Raw genomic sequence first — 15,346 nt, 5'->3', positions numbered from 1 at the left:
TAAACCGGAACGGGCGCGGCATTTTTTGTATTTTGGCCGGGCGGCCGCGGATGGTCGTCCCCGCTTTCGTGTATACTATATGGTATATGATAATCTATTAACCGACTGCTGCAATTGTGGATGGACGGCATCGCGGTATATGAGGTGAAGAAGAATGGTAACCGAGCAGCAGCTCCTTGATTATATGCGCGAGCAATCGTACAAGCCGATGACGTATCAAGAGCTGGACCGGCAGTTCGGGGGAGAGGGCACGGCGTCGTCGTTCCGGTCGTTCCTCGTGCTGTTGAACGATTTGGAGAACGAAGGGAAAATCGTGCGCGACGCGAACGACCGTTACGGGCTGCCCGAACGGATGCATCTGGTACGCGGGCGGATTCAGGCGCACGCGAAGGGCTTCGCGTTCCTCCTTCCCGAGGACAAGGAGCACGGAGACGTGTACATCGGCGCGAACGATCTCAAGAGCGCGATGAACGGCGACGTGGCGCTCGTGCGCATCACGTCGCGCAGCGCGGCCGGAGGCCGCATGGAAGGCGAGGTCATCCGCATCGCGGAGCGCGCGGTGACGCAGCTGGTCGGCACGTTCCAGAACCACGAGGTCTACGGCTTCGTCATTCCGGACGACAAGCGGATCAACCGGGATATTTTCATCCCGCAGGGCAAGTTTCTCGGAGCGGTGACGGGACAGAAGGTCGTCGCGCGCATCGTCGCGTATCCGGAAGGCCGTTCGGCCGCGGAGGGCGAAGTGATCGAGGTGCTCGGCCACAAGGACGACCCGGGCATCGATATTCTCTCCATCATCCGCAAGCATCAGCTGCCCGAGAGCTTCCCGGACGACGTGATGCAGGAAGCGGAAGCCGCGCCGGATTCCATCACGGAGGACGAGATCGTCCGGCAGGGCCGCCGCGATCTGCGGAACAAGGTCATCGTCACGATCGACGGCGAAGACGCCAAGGACCTGGACGACGCGGTCAACATCGAGCGGCTGGAGAACGGCAACTACGTGCTCGGCGTCCATATCGCGGACGTCGGCTACTACGTGCGGGAGAACTCCGCATTGGATCAGGAAGCGTACCGCCGCGGCTGCAGCGTCTATCTCGTCGACCGGGTCATTCCGATGCTGCCGCACCGGCTGTCGAACGGCATCTGCTCGCTCAATCCGCAGGTGGACCGCTTGACGATGTCCTGCGAGATGGAATTCGACGCGCAGACGCTGAAGCGGGTACGCCACGACGTGTTCACGAGCGTGATCCGGACGAAGGAACGGATGACGTACGCGAACGTGCGCAAGATTTTGCAAAACGAGGACGAGGACGTAACGGCGCGCTACGCCGATCTCGTCGACACGTTCAAGCTGATGGAGGAGCTGGCGACGCGGCTGCGCGGCATGCGGATGAAGCGGGGCGCGATCGACTTCGACTTCGTCGAGGCGAAGGTCATCGTCGACGAGGAAGGCAAGGCGGTCGACATCGTCAAGCGCGAGCGTTCCATCGCGGAATCGATCATCGAGGAATTCATGCTGGCGGCCAACGAGACGGTCGCGGAGCATTTCTACTGGCTGAAGGTGCCGTTCCTGTACCGGACGCACGACAATCCCGATCAGGAGAAGCTGCTGCATTTCGTGCAGTTCGCGGCGAATTTCGGCTATACGATCAAAGGCAAGGGCGGCAGCGTGATCCATCCGCGCTCGCTCCAGACGCTGCTCGAGGACATTCGCGGCACGAAGGAGCAGACCGTCATCTCGACGGTCATGCTGCGCTCGATGAAGCAGGCGAAGTACGACGCCGAGAGCCTGGGCCACTTCGGCCTGGCCGCGGAGTTCTACACGCATTTCACGTCGCCGATCCGCCGGTATCCCGACTTGGTCATCCACCGCGTGATGCGGGAGGTGTTCGAGAACGGCGGGACGCTGCCGGAGGCCCGCATCGAGGCGCTGGCCGCGAAGATGCCGGACATCGCGCAGCAATCGTCCGAACGGGAACGAGTCGCCGTCGACGCGGAGCGCGATACGGAGAAGCTGAAGAAATGCGAGTACATGGTCGATAAGGTCGGCCAGGAATTCGAAGGCATCGTCAGCAGCGTGACGAGCTTCGGCATCTTCGTGGAGCTGCCGAACACGGTCGAAGGACTCGTCCGGCTGAGCGAGCTCTCGGACGATTATTACCACTTCCACGAGCAGCACATGCTGCTTATCGGCGAGCGGACGTCGAAGACGTTCCGCATCGGCGACGAGGTGCGCGTCCGCGTGGAGCGGGTGAACATGGACGAGTATACGATCGATTTCGCGATGCTCGAGAACTTGGAAGCGGGCGCGGCGAGCGGCGATCTGGCGCGGGAGCTGGGCTTCGGCGGCCGCGAGCGCGGGGGCGCGCGCGGCCGCAAGGGCCGCGGAGGAGCGGGCCGCGAAGGCGGCGCGGCCGCGCAGCAGCGAAGCGGCGGCGAGCGGGAAGGCGGCTCGCCCGAGGGCCGCGGCCGGCGGGGCCGGGGCGCAGCCGGCTCCGGCGGCGGAGCCGCGCCGCGCGGCGAGCGCGGCAGCGCGGCGCCCGCGAGCGTGGGCCCGCGGGGCCGCGGGCCGCGCGACGGCGAGGCCGGCGCGAGCGCCGCGACCGCGGAGGAGCGGCGCGGCCGCAGGCGCGGCAGCCGCGGGGAGCAGCCCGCGGGCGGCCATGCCGGCGGCGGGGCGCCGCAGGCAGAGCGCGCGCGCGGCGAGCAGCGCGCGTGGAAGCCGGAGGACGATTACAATCTCGATCGTCTGCTCGGCAAGGACCGCAGCGGCGGCGAGAATGCCGGCGGCGGCGATCCGCACGGCGGCGCCCAAGGCAGCGGCGGCGAACGGCGCAAAGCCATCCGCACCGACATGTGGGGGCTGCCGGTCCGCAACGCCGGGTCGCTCAAGGATTACGGCGAGGACCCGGACGACAGCTACCGCTCGCGCGGCGAAGGCTCGCGGCGCGGGCGCGGCGGCGACCGCGGCTTCGGCGGCGGAAGCGGCAGGCCGGGCGGCGGCGGCAGGCCGGGCGGCGGACGCCGCGGCCAGGCCGGCGGCAGCGCGCCGCAAGCCGGCGGCCAGGCCGGCGGCACGGGCTCGCGCCGCAAGAAGAAGGCCGGCGGCAATGCCGAAGGCGGCCAACTGCAGACCGCGCCGGTGAACGGCGGCGGCGGGCAGGGCGGCGCGGGTCCGCGCAAGAAGAAGTCCGGCGGCGGCAACGCCACGGCTGCCTTCGTCCGGAAGAAACGCAAGTAAGGCGCGGCTTTCGCGCGTGGCCCGTTGTTGATTTCGGTTCGCAAAGTTGCTACAATGGACTTCTAGCTGCGGTTAGAAGTCCATTTTTATCCGGCGACGGACAAGGGAGAGGTGAACGGCATGGCGAAGAAGAGCGAAGGCAAGCAGCTCGCCCAGAACAAGAAGGCTTCCCATGACTACTTCATCGAGGATACCTTCGAAGCGGGCATGGTGCTGATGGGGAGCGAGATCAAGTCGCTGCGGATGGGCAAGGCGAACATCAGCGACGCGTTCGCGACGATCCGGAACGGCGAGATTTTCATCCACAACATGCATATCAGCTACTTCGAGCAGGGGAACCGGAGCAATCCCATGGACCCGACCCGGGCGCGCAAGCTGCTGTTGCACAAGGCGCAGATTCACAAGCTGCTCGGTCTGTCCAAGCAGGAAGGCTACGCGATCGTGCCGCTCAAGATTTACGTCAAGAACGGCTACGCGAAGCTGCTGATCGGCCTCGGCAAAGGCAAGAAGCAGTACGACAAGCGCGAATCCGCGGCGAAGAAAGACGCCCAGCGCGACATCCAGCGCGCGCTTCGCGAGAAGCAGAAGGTCGCCCGCTAGCGGCAAGCAGGAAGCGCAGGAGAACGTCGCCTCGGCTTCCAACAAGACGGCGGTTCCCAATGGGCCGACCTGTGGTATACTAATTAAGCAACACAACGACATGCTCAGTAACGTGAGGCCCGCGATTGCGGCTTCATGCGTCGGCGCGTCGCCTGCTAAACGGAGCGCCAATAGCCGTTTATGCGATTCGGGGGCGTTTATGGATTCGACGGGGATAGTTCGAGCATGGGTTGCGGGTAGTGGGGAGCGTCCGCTTCATCAACGCTAAAGCCTATTAAACGGCAAACAACAACAACAACTCGCTTTCGCAGCTTAATAACCTGTGACGCGGCTTCTACCTTGCATCGCCCATGTGCCAGGCTAGGGGCTAACCTTTAGTGGGATACGCCGATCGGTCTCCGCCTGGGGTCGTTCGGAAGAAGATAATCAGGCTGACCCAAAACGTAGTCGGTTACGGGACGACGTTCGGGTGACATCAATACCGTGACTACACCCGTAGAAGCCTGTGTGGCGTTGTCTTCGGACAGGGGTTCAAATCCCCTCGCCTCCACCAAATGATCAACCACATCCGCATGAGGATGTGGTTTTTGCGTTGTTAGGGCACGCTTAGTCCGCCGCCTCAGCCAACTCGCAACCTCATTTCATTCAATGCCTTAACCCCTCTCCGCGCCATCCCTCTCCTTCCCAGAAGGAGAAATGCCGTCGGCAGGCGAATTAATTGCTCCGGACTTGTTGTTCCAGACTTATTGTGAGGTGATGGGGATGCATCGCAATCGTTGGCTCGCTTCTGCGCGGACGGTTCAGGGGAAGATCGGCTTGTTGGCCGGGCTGCGGAACCGCTTCGGGTTTTCCTCGCTTCGCAAGCGCATCATGGCGTTTCTCACCGTCGGGTTCGCCGGCTGCGCCATCTTGATGGCGACGGTGTCGTATAATGCGATTTACGCCATGCAGCGCGATAAGATTCAGACCTCGATGGCGTTCGATCTGTACCAGCAGACGACCAAGCTGAACCAGATGTACAACAACCTGCTGCTGGTGACGCAGCAGATGACGCCGGAGGGGACGGTCGGCAACCTGATGGAGACGTACGTGTCCGCCAAGGAGTCGTACAGCCAGCGCGTGCTTTCGCGCGACATCTCCTACAATATCGGCTTAATCACGTTCTCGAATCCGGCGATGGAGCTCGTCATGTATTATAATCCCAAGGTCGGGCAAGCGGCGTTGTCGAATTTGCCGCTGCGCGGCGACTTTGATTTGCAAGCGCTTCCGAACGTAGCCGCCAAGGGCGTGCTGAGCTATCAGTCTCCGCACAAATCGCTATGCCGGTTCAGCGACGATCAGGTGGTATCGGTGACGCGGGACGTGACCTTCTCGGACGGCACGCAGCTGGTCGTATACGTCGAGGCCAAGACGGATATCGCGACCGACATGAATTCGCTGACGGCGAATCTGAACATGCCGTATACGCTGGCGTTCACCGATGCGGACGGCGACGTGACCTACAGCAGCAATCCGGCGGCGCGCGCGGCGGGCGAGCGGCTCCGGCTGAGCGGGGAATCCGGCACGACGGACGATTACGTCTGGAGCCGGATGAAGGGCGATTACGGCTACGACATCACGCTGCTGCTGCCCGTCGCCAGCTACAACCACGAGCTCTACACGTGGAAGAACCGCATGTATTGGATTCTCGCCGTCGGGCTGCTGATGATGGTGCTCCTCACGTTGCTGCTGCGGCGGCTCATCAACCGGCCGTTCCGCCTGATCGAGAAGGAGATGATCACGTTCGGCAAAGGGTACATGGGCACCCGGCAGTACCATACGGGCATCGACGAATTCGACCGGATCTTCGAGCAGTTCAACATCATGAAGCGGCAGATCCAGCAGCTGATCGTGGAGTCGGAGCAGAAGGAGAAGCGCCGGCATCAGCTGGAGCTGGAGAAGCTGGCGTACCAGATCAACCCGCATTTTCTGATGAATACGCTGAATTCGGTCCGCTGGCTGGCGGTGCTGCACAAACAAGAGGACATCGAGAAGTTCGTCGCTTCGCTGATCTTCCTGCTGAGCTACAACTTGGGCAAGTCGGAGGAGGCGGCGACGTTCCGCTCGGAAATCCAGGTGATGCGGACGTATTTGGAGCTGCAGCAGATGCGGCATGACTTCGACGTGGAGCTGGACATCGAGGAAGGCGCCTATCTCGACAGCCCCGTCGCGCGGTTCATCCTGCAGCCCATCGTGGAGAACGCCGTCTGCCACGGCCTGGACGATCACGGCCGGCTGGACATTCGCGTCACGTCCGACGACGCGGCGCAGCTGGTGCGGATCACGATTCGCGACGACGGCAAAGGGCTGAGCCGGGAGACGCTGGCCCTGCTGCAGCGCGACACGCCGGACCAACAGCAGACGGGCTGGGGGATCGGGCTGCGTTACGTGCGCTCCATGCTGGAATCCTTTTATGGCCGGAACGCCCGCATGGAAATCGACAGCACGCCGAATCACGGCACGACGGTCACGCTGACCCTGCCGTTTATCCAGACCGGAAAGGAGCAAGCAATATGATCCGGGTATTGATCGTGGACGACGACAAGCTTGCGCGGAAAGGCTTGATCTCGATTTTGCCGTGGGCCGAGCACGATATGACGGTGGTCGGCGAAGCGGCGAACGGCGCGAAGGCGTTGGAGTTTATGGAACGTCACGAGGTGGATCTCATGTTCGTGGATCTCTCCATGCCCGTCATGTCGGGCATGGAGCTGCTCCAAGTCGCGCGGCAGAAGTTCCCGGGCCTGCGCTCCGTCGTGCTCTCGTTCCACGAAGAGTTCGAGAACGTGCAGACGGCGTACCGCATGGGCGTGCTCGATTACATCTCCAAGGTGCGGCTGGAATCCGAGGACGACGAGCAAATTCTGAAACGGATCCAACAGCAAATGGCGGGCGAAGCCCAGCTGCCGGCGGCTTCTCCTCGCGCGGCCGAGCCCGATGCCTTGCCGATGCCCGCGCTGCCGGCGCCTGTCCCCGAGCCGGCCGGCGGCTCCTTGGAAGAAGGGCGGTGGGCCGCGCTGGAGCAAGAGTGGCGGGCGCTGTACTGGCTCTATAACGATGCGGCCTTCCAGCGCCTTTGCAAGGAGACCGCGGAAGCCAAGGTATCCTTCCGCCGGCTCGAGGGGCTGTTCGTGCGCGTCTTGTCCCACATGGAGAGCGTGGTCGCGCTCGATGCCGAGCTGCGCTCCGACGTCCACGACGTCCGCTCGGCGATCGAATGGCTGCGCGATTACCGGCAGCGCGTCTACGCGCGGGTCGCCGCGTCCGCGGACGTCGCCAATACGACGGTCAGCATCCTGAAGGCGGTGCTGTTCATTCGCGAGCAGGCGTCGAATCCGGTGCATGCCGAGGACGTCGCCGACCACGTGCACATGAGCCGGAGCTATTTCAGCCAATGCTTCAAGAAGCTGACGGGCGCGACGTTTAACGAGTTCCTGCGGCAGGAGCGGATCAGCGCCGCCGAGCGGCTGCTCTGCGAGACCAACCGCTCGATCGCCTGGGTGGCGCAGGCCGTCGGCTACAACGACTCCAAGTATTTCTCCCAGCTCTTCTACGAACAGACCCGTCTGCTGCCCTCCGAGTTCCGCGCCCAATTTCACAAGGGGGAGGAATGATCGCAGCGGAGCGAACAAATCTCTACCCGGTCGACGGATCCGCCGCAAATCCCGGCACATCCGTCCGACTTTTTTTATGCGCTTACATTGTAAAATGAGAAGGCAAGATCAAAGGGGAGGGATTAGATGAAAAGGAATATGGCTACGCTGCTTTCCGTCGTATTGCTTGGTCTAAGCTTGACGGCATGTTCTTCCAACGATTCATCCAACAATGACGTGAAAGCGCCATCAAACGCAAACGCGGGCTCGAATTCGGGCACCGACTCGAACACCCCGCCGCTGACGGGAGACGATCTGGCTTTCTCCAAATTTCCGAAACCGGTCGACGTCCACATCGGCATGGTCGTGGATCCGACGGACAAAACGCTGCCGGAAGGCGACAGCGTCGGCAACAACCAGTACACGCGCTACCTCAAGGACAAGTACAACATCAACGTCATCGTCGATTGGACGGCGGCGACCGGCAACGACTTCAAACAGAAGGTCAGCCTGACGATCGCATCCGGCAAGCTGCCCGACGGCATGGTCGTCGACGACCGTTCCTTCATGACCAAAGCGGCCAGCTCGGGGCTGCTGTACGATATCACCGATTTGTTCCAGCAATATTCGTCCTCGCAGGTGAAGGACATCATGAACAGCACCGAAGGCCGCGCGATGGAGAACGCCAGCTACAAAGGCAAGATGGTCTCGCTTCCGAACATCACCGTGGATACCGACGGCGTGCACGTCATGTGGATCCGCAAGGATTGGCTCGACAAGCTGAACCTGCCGGTGCCGAAGACGCTGGCGGATATCGAGAAGACGGCGCAAGCGTTCATCGACAACAAGATGGGCGGGGATAAGACGATCGGGATCGTCGGTCCGTCCAAGAACACGTTCCCGTACTCCACGTTCCTCGTCTCTTCGAACAACATGGGCGGCTTCGATCCGGTCTTCGGCGCGAACGACGCGTATCCGGGCTACTGGCTCGACAACGGCGACGGAACGGTCTCGTACGGCACGCTGTCGGACAATACGAAGAAGACGCTGGCGCAGCTGGCCGGCTGGTACAAGAAAGGGCTGATCGATCCCGAGGTCGGTACCCGCGACAACGTCGGGGATCCGATCAACGCCAATCAATCGGGGATCTTCTTCGGCCCGTGGTGGAACGGCGGCTACGGCAACGGCGACTCCTTCAAGAACGATCCGACCGCCAACTGGCAGGCGTACCCGGTCTACTCCGACGATAACAAGTGGAACGTGCACATGAAGACGACGGGCAGCACCTACACGCTGATCAGCAAGAACGCGAAGCCGGACGTCGCCAAAGCCATTCTCATCATGAACAACGCGCTCGTGCGCGACGAAGCGACCTTCGACCTGTCCGTGAGCGTGGGCTGGTATCCGCTCCGCAACGTCATGGCCGCGGCCAACGAGACGGAATACGAGTATACCGAGCTGCTGAAGGTGCTGAAGGGCGAAACCAAGCCGGAAGATTACAACAAGCCGAACAGCTTGTACAAACTGATGTATTCGGACGCCACCAAGGTGCAGAACGTCGTCAAGCCTCCGTATGACGACTTGAGCGTCAGCAACTTCAATACGGCGAACTTCGGCGACTTCCAGCGGATGTATTCGCTCCTGATCGGCGACCGTCCGTTCGCGACGACGCCGATCGACAAGAAGGTGTACAGCGTCACGTACAACCAGACGCCGACGATGGAGACGAAGTGGGCCAACCTCAAGAAGATGGAAGACGAAACCGTGCTGAAGATCATCCTCGGCCAGGCGTCCATCGATTCCTTCGACAAATTCGTGAAGGACTGGAAGGCGCAAGGCGGAGACGAGATTACGAAAGAAGTCGCGGAGCTGCTCAAGAAGTAAGCATGCCATGCGGAATCTTGCGGAGGGCGCCGGCAGCGTCCGGGCCTTCCGCGGGCTTCGCGATTCGGGCGGGAGAACGGAGGTTAGGCCGCAATGCGGAAATTGGGCCATCAAAAGCACTACTATGTCATGCTGCTGCCGGGCATGGTCTGGCTCGCGCTGTTCAATATCGTGCCGATGTTCGGCATTCTCATGGCGTTTCAGAATTTCAATCCGGGCGCGGGCTTGTTCAAGTCCGAGTGGGTCGGGCTGGATAACTTCACCTACATGTTTCAGCTGAACGACAGCAAGACGGTCATCATCAATACGTTCATCATCGCGATCGGCAAGATCGCGTTCAATTTGCTCGTCCCGCTCGTGTTCGCCATCCTGTTGAACGAGCTGCGCGGCATGCGGTACAAGAAGCTGGTGCAGACCGTCGTGTACCTGCCGCACTTCCTGTCGTGGGTCATCATGGCGACGATCGTCATCGGGATCTTCGGCTACTACGGCGTTATCAATACGATCATCGGGATGTTCGGCGGGGATCCGAAGCTGTTCATGGCGGATGCGGGGATTTTCCGTCAGCTCCTCATCGGCACCGACGTGTGGAAGGAATTCGGCTTTAACGCCATTATCTATCTCGCGGCCCTGACGGGCGTCAATCTCAATCTTTACGAGGCGGCGGCCATCGACGGCGCGAATCGCTGGCATATGATCCGGCACGTCACGCTGCCCGCGCTGTCGACCACGGTCGTGCTGCTCGGCGTCCTAAGTCTCGGCAACGTCCTGAACGCCGGCTTCGATCAGGTGTACAACCTGTATAATCCGCTCGTGTATTCGACCGGCGATATTTTGGATACTTGGGTCTACCGGCTGGGCTTGCAAAACCTGCAGTTCTCGCTGGCGACGGCGGCCGGCCTGTTCAAATCCGTCATTAGCTTCGTACTGATCTTCATCTCGTATCGTCTGGCGTATCGCTATGCCGACTACACGGTATTCTGAGGGAGGGCGCTACCTTGGTCAGAAATAAAACGTTAGGCTCCAGGACGTTTGAAATCGCCAACGTCCTCATCCTCGGCCTGCTGCTCGTGAGCTGCTTGTATCCGCTGTGGTACACGTTCTGCGTGTCGATCTCCGACAAATCCGCCGCGAACGCGGGGCTCGTCACGATCTATCCGATCGGCTTCTCGCTGACGCCGTACAAGGAAATCATCAACGACGGCCACTTCTTCAACGCGTTCTGGATCTCCATCCAGCGGACCGTGCTCGGCACGGGGTTCTCGCTCTTGATGACGGTCCTGATGGCGTATCCGCTCGCCCGGCCGGCGAAGGATTTCAAGATGCGCAACACGTTCATGTGGGTCCTGGTGTTCTGCATGCTGTTCAACGGCGGCCTGATCCCGTGGTACCTCACGATCCAGAACTATCACCTGATCAATACGATCTGGGCGCTCGTGCTCGGCGGAGGCGTGCCGGTGTTCGACGTCATCCTGATCATGAACTTCTTCCGCAATCTGCCGAAGGAGCTGAACGAAGCGGCCGTCGTCGACGGCGCCGGTCCGTGGTCGATCCTGTTCCGGGTGTATATCCCGTGTTCCATCCCCGTGCTGGCGGCCGTGGCGCTGTTCCTGAGCGTGTACCATTGGAACGAGTTCTTCAACGGCCTGGTGCTGATGAACACCGCCGATAAATATCCGCTCCAAACCTACATCCAGCAGCTCGTCGTCAACATTCCGGTCGGCACCAACCTGACGCCCGAGCAGTACAAGAAACTGTCGGAGCTGTCGAACCGGACGCTGAACTCGGCCAAGGTATTCATCGCCATGGTGCCGATGCTGGTCGTTTACCCGTTCCTGCAGAAATACTTCATCTCCGGCATCATGCTGGGCGCCGTGAAGGAGTAAGGCCGGGAATACGGAGCGAAGACGCACGCCGTCCTGGCGTCGATCGGGGCGCGGAGACGCGCGGCGGGATCACGTTGCTGCCCGAACCGACCGTATAACCATATGCCGAAAAGCCGAAAGCCGACCGCAGGGTCGGCTTTTCGTGCTGGGCGCGAAATCGCCGGGAAACATCCGTCCCTGCGCGAACGGTCCGGGAGTCTCCCGAAAGCGGGGGAAGCGTCCGGCAGCCTATTCCGCGAACGAGAAAGCGTCCGTCTTCGGAACCAGAGCGCGGCAGTCGAAAGCGGGATACGCGGTGATTATCGGTCTTTATGACGAATTACAGCGAATTATGTCAATTAAGATAACATAGATGGCGAAAATTAAGGCGATATTTTCATGAAACGTTAAAAAAATAAATATATTGACTCTCTTAAATCCGCGAATATATAATCTTCTCATAAATTGGATAGATTTTGTCAGATTTACTGACATGATTTCCAGTTTTTCATCATCAGGGGTCGGACTCCGGCCTAGCCGGACGGTAGCCGGCAAGCCGCGGGGCGAACAACCGGAGAAGAGGTGGTCATGACGCGAAGGGCCGTGGCGAGCTTCCGGTCGGCGATGCGGGCAGCGCGCGCGGAGGGTTATTTCGCGGGCTACACTTACTAACTGGTAAGTAAGCAACTTTTCTTAAAAGCGCTTTCAAGATCGTTCGGTAGTCATTATTCATTATTAGGCGAAGGAAGTGACAGGGCTTGACCAGAAAAAGCAAGAAAATGGCGGCTGCGCTCTTCTCGGCGATGCTGGCGTTCGGAGTCGTAACGCCGGCTTTGGCCATGCAATCCCAGCACCGCGAACCGCTGCGAAAAAGCCAAATGAACGAAGAATCACCCGCGCTTGACCCCGCAAGCCCCGCGAGTTCCGCAAGCCCGAACGCGAACGCCGCGGCCGGTCAAGCGTCCCCCGGGCAGCCCGCGTTCGCGGGCACGCTGCCTGCCGAACCCGAATACGCCCCCGGCCGGGTCATCGTGAAGTACCGGTCATCCGACGCTTCCGTTCAGGCGGAATCGCTGTCCGCGCAAATTACAGGCGCCGCCCCGCTGCCGGTTCCGAACGCGGAGCTGCTGAAGCTGGCGGAGGGCGCCGACGTACATAGCGTCATCGAAGAGCTGTTGAAGAACCCGAACGTACTCTACGCGGAGCCCGACTACAAGGTCTCCTCCGCCTTGAACCCGCGGACGTTCCGCCCGGCCGAAGACGCCGCGCCGGCTTCGGCGGCGACCGCACCGGCGTCCGCCGCGCAAGCGGACGAATCCCCGATCCTGCCGAACGACCCGCTGTTCCACGAGCAATGGGGATTGAACAACACCGGACAAGACCTGAACGACGGCTCGGTTCCGGGCGGCACGCCCGACGTCGACATGGATCTTCCGGAAGCCTGGGCGATCACGCAGGGCAGCAAAGACGTCACCGTCGCCGTCATCGGCAACGGCGCCAAGACCGACGTGCCAGACTTGGTCGGCCAAATTTGGACCAACGCGAACGAAATTCCGGATAACGGCGCGGACGACGACGGCAACGGGCTCGTCGACGACGTGAACGGCTGGGACTTCCTGCACGACGACAATACGGTGTTCGATACGAGCGACGGGCTGAGCGACCTGTACGGCACGACGGTCGCCGGTCAGATCGCCGCGGCGATGAACAACGGCGAAGGCATCGCCGGCGTCGCGCCGAACGCGAGCGTCATGCCGCTCAAGGTCGTATCGCCGGACGGCGGCTACTTCACCGACGTGGTGGACGCGATCGAATACGCCGAAGCGCACGGCGCGAAGATCGCCACGCTCGGCATCGTGTACACCTACCGAAGCAAGTTGATCGAAGATGCGATCAATGCCTCCGGCATGCTCTTCGTCGCGCCGGCTGGCGAGAGCTCGGGCATGTTCGGCCAAACCTTGAACCTCGACGTGAATCCGGTGTACCCGGCCGCTTACCCGAGTCCGAACGTGCTGTCGGTGACCGGCGTCGACATTCTCGGCAACCTGGCGCTCGACAACGCGATCGGCCAACAGTCCGTGGACGTCGCCGCGCCGTCGGAGCTGATCATCTCGACCGTGCCCGACATCGATGCCGGCTACGCGGCCCAAATCGACAACGGCACGTACAAAGCCTACTACAACGGCATCGGCTTCGAGGAAATCCCGATCGACGATCCGCAATACGCCGGCCAGCGGCAGGACATGTTCGACCGCGCCATGAACTTCCTCAAGCCGGAAGGCGGCGAAGCGCCGAGCATCCTGCTCGTGAATGACAGCCAGCGCAACCAGGGCGGCGGCGTCGGCCCGATGTACGAGAGCGATCAGATGGCGGTTTACGAAGGGCTGCTCCAGCACGCCGGCTACGCGTACGACAAGGTCACGACCCAAGACGAGACCTTCGACGGGCCGCCGCTCGAGCAGATGAAGAATTATGACATCGTCGTGTGGTTCACCGGTACGGCAGCGACTCAGGACGGCGACAAGCTCATTACCGACGCGGACCAGGCCAACCTGACGGCCTACCTGAACGGCGGCGGGCATCTGATGCTGACGGGGCAGGACGCTATCGACCAAAGCGCGACCTCTCCGTTCGTGCGGGACGTGCTCGGCCTGACGATCGTGAAGGAAGGCGGGTACATTTTCAAGGGCTGGGGCGTGCCGGGCACCATCTACGACGGCCAAACGTATAGGCTGATGGATTTCGCGCTCTTCTACGATACGGTCATCAGCAATAAACCGGGCATGACGAAGATCAACATCAAGAACAGCAACGGCAAGTATTCCTACTCGCAAGGGACGCTGTTCGCGGCCGCATACGCGGCGGGCGTGGCCGCGCTGGTGCAGGGCGAATATCCGGAGCTGAGCGCCGCGGACGTCAAGCAGCGCGTCGTGACGAGCGGCAAGCCGCTGGACAGCCTCAAGATGAGCACGGCGAGCGGCAGGCTGATCAGCGCGTACCACGCGCTGGGGAACAAGGATATTCCGGGCATGACGCTGATCGACCCATCCGTGACCGGGAAGCTGGATCAGGCGGCCGATCCGAACCATGTTTACGCCGTCGAGCTGAACGCCGGCGAGGAAGCGACCTTCTCGCTGACCGGCGCGAAGGGCACGGATTTCGATCTCATTCTGTACGATTCCTCCGCCACGACGGTGGCAAGCCGGGAAGGCGCCGTGGCGTTCTCCGAGACGCCGGGGACGTCCGCCGAGACGATCAAGTACCGCGCGGCCGGGAAAGGCACGTACTACATCAACGTCTATGCCGTTGCCGGCGCCGGCGCGTACACGCTGAACGTCGACTACGGCAATACGTCGGGCAAGTTCGAGGACGACGACGCGTCGCTGACGTACGAGGGCGACTGGACGACGGTGACGGACGCTTCCTATTCGGGCGGCACCATGAAGCAATTGACCGGCGAGGGGGTCGTCAAATTCGGCTTCCGCGGCAATCTGTTCGAATGGATCGGCACGAAGGACGAGAACCTGGGCGTCGCCGAGATCCGGATCGACGGATTCCCGGCGGGCTACGCCGACCTCAGCAGCAAGACGCGGCAAACGCAGCAGTCGCTGTTCAAAATGGTCATCCCGAACGGGCATCACGACGTCGAGATCCGCGCCGCGAAGGGCGCGAACGCGGTCCTGGCCATCAATCTCGACGCGGTCGCCTTCTCCAGCTTGATCTCGCCGACGTCGAAAGCCGCGAACTATACCGGTCCGTGGGCGTTCAAATACGGCAAGAAATACCCGGACGGCTCCGAGAGCTACACGACGACGCCGGGCAGCGCGGTCGAATTCCCGTTTACGGGAACGAAGGTGACGCTCTGGGCCACGACGGGCAGCAACCGCGGCAAGGTGAAGATCTACATCGACGGCCGGTCGGTAACGCCGACGCCGGTCGATCTGTACAGCGAGACGACGCGGTACCAGGTGCCGGTCTTCACGTCGGGCGAGCTGGCCGGCGGCACGCATAAGATCAAGATCGAGCATGCGGGCGAATCCAATCCGAAGTCGAGCGGCGGCATCGTCACGATCGACGGTCTGGACGTCCTGAACCTGAGCTAGCCCGAGAGACAGCTATTATTCCGA

At 61.6% G+C, this 15,346-nt stretch carries 8 protein-coding genes and 1 other RNA gene; all 9 read left to right on the top strand.

What is annotated here, in order from left to right; genetic code table 11:
- Positions 1–154: 154 nt before the first annotated feature.
- Positions 155–3,241, top strand: coding sequence for a ribonuclease R (rnr, locus tag BMZ79_RS11510; RefSeq protein WP_090639983.1), 3,087 nt, complete (start codon positions 155–157; stop codon positions 3,239–3,241).
- Positions 3,242–3,361: 120 nt separating this feature from the next.
- Positions 3,362–3,841, top strand: a complete 480-nt coding sequence (gene smpB, locus BMZ79_RS11505; protein ID WP_090639980.1) for an SsrA-binding protein SmpB — start codon at positions 3,362–3,364, stop codon at positions 3,839–3,841.
- Positions 3,842–4,030: 189 nt separating this feature from the next.
- Positions 4,031–4,394, top strand: a transfer-messenger RNA (tmRNA) gene (gene ssrA / locus BMZ79_RS11500).
- 209 nt (positions 4,395–4,603) lie between these two features.
- Positions 4,604–6,397, top strand: a complete 1,794-nt coding sequence (locus tag BMZ79_RS11495; protein WP_177222108.1) for a sensor histidine kinase — start codon at positions 4,604–4,606, stop codon at positions 6,395–6,397.
- Positions 6,394–7,491 (top strand): response regulator transcription factor, encoded by a 1,098-nt coding sequence (locus tag BMZ79_RS11490; protein ID WP_090639976.1) that lies wholly within the window; start codon positions 6,394–6,396, stop codon positions 7,489–7,491. The genes BMZ79_RS11495 and BMZ79_RS11490 overlap by 4 nt, the downstream gene beginning before the upstream one ends.
- Before the next feature lie 216 nt (positions 7,492–7,707).
- Positions 7,708–9,354 carry an extracellular solute-binding protein gene (locus tag BMZ79_RS11485; RefSeq protein ID WP_256252672.1) on the top strand — a complete coding sequence of 549 codons (1,647 nt, stop codon included), beginning with the start codon at positions 7,708–7,710 and terminating at the stop codon, positions 9,352–9,354.
- Positions 9,355–9,447: 93 nt separating this feature from the next.
- The gene (locus BMZ79_RS11480; protein ID WP_090639971.1) at positions 9,448–10,338 is read left to right on the top strand and encodes an ABC transporter permease; all 891 of its coding nucleotides are present in this window, start codon (positions 9,448–9,450) and stop codon (positions 10,336–10,338) included.
- Positions 10,339–10,352: 14 nt separating this feature from the next.
- Complete coding sequence (locus BMZ79_RS11475) at positions 10,353–11,240, top strand: carbohydrate ABC transporter permease (protein WP_090639968.1); 888 nt, start codon at positions 10,353–10,355, stop codon at positions 11,238–11,240.
- A 737-nt stretch (positions 11,241–11,977) separates the two neighbouring features.
- Positions 11,978–15,322, top strand: a complete 3,345-nt coding sequence (locus BMZ79_RS11470; protein ID WP_143088934.1) for a S8 family serine peptidase — start codon at positions 11,978–11,980, stop codon at positions 15,320–15,322.
- The last annotated feature ends 24 nt before the right edge of the window (positions 15,323–15,346 follow it).

The organism is Paenibacillus sp. UNC496MF (assembly GCF_900113915.1).
GTDB lineage: Bacteria > Bacillota > Bacilli > Paenibacillales > Paenibacillaceae > Paenibacillus_Z > Paenibacillus_Z artemisiicola.
The sequence above is the reverse complement of the archived record's forward strand: the minus strand, read 5'-3'. Positions and strand labels throughout refer to the sequence as shown.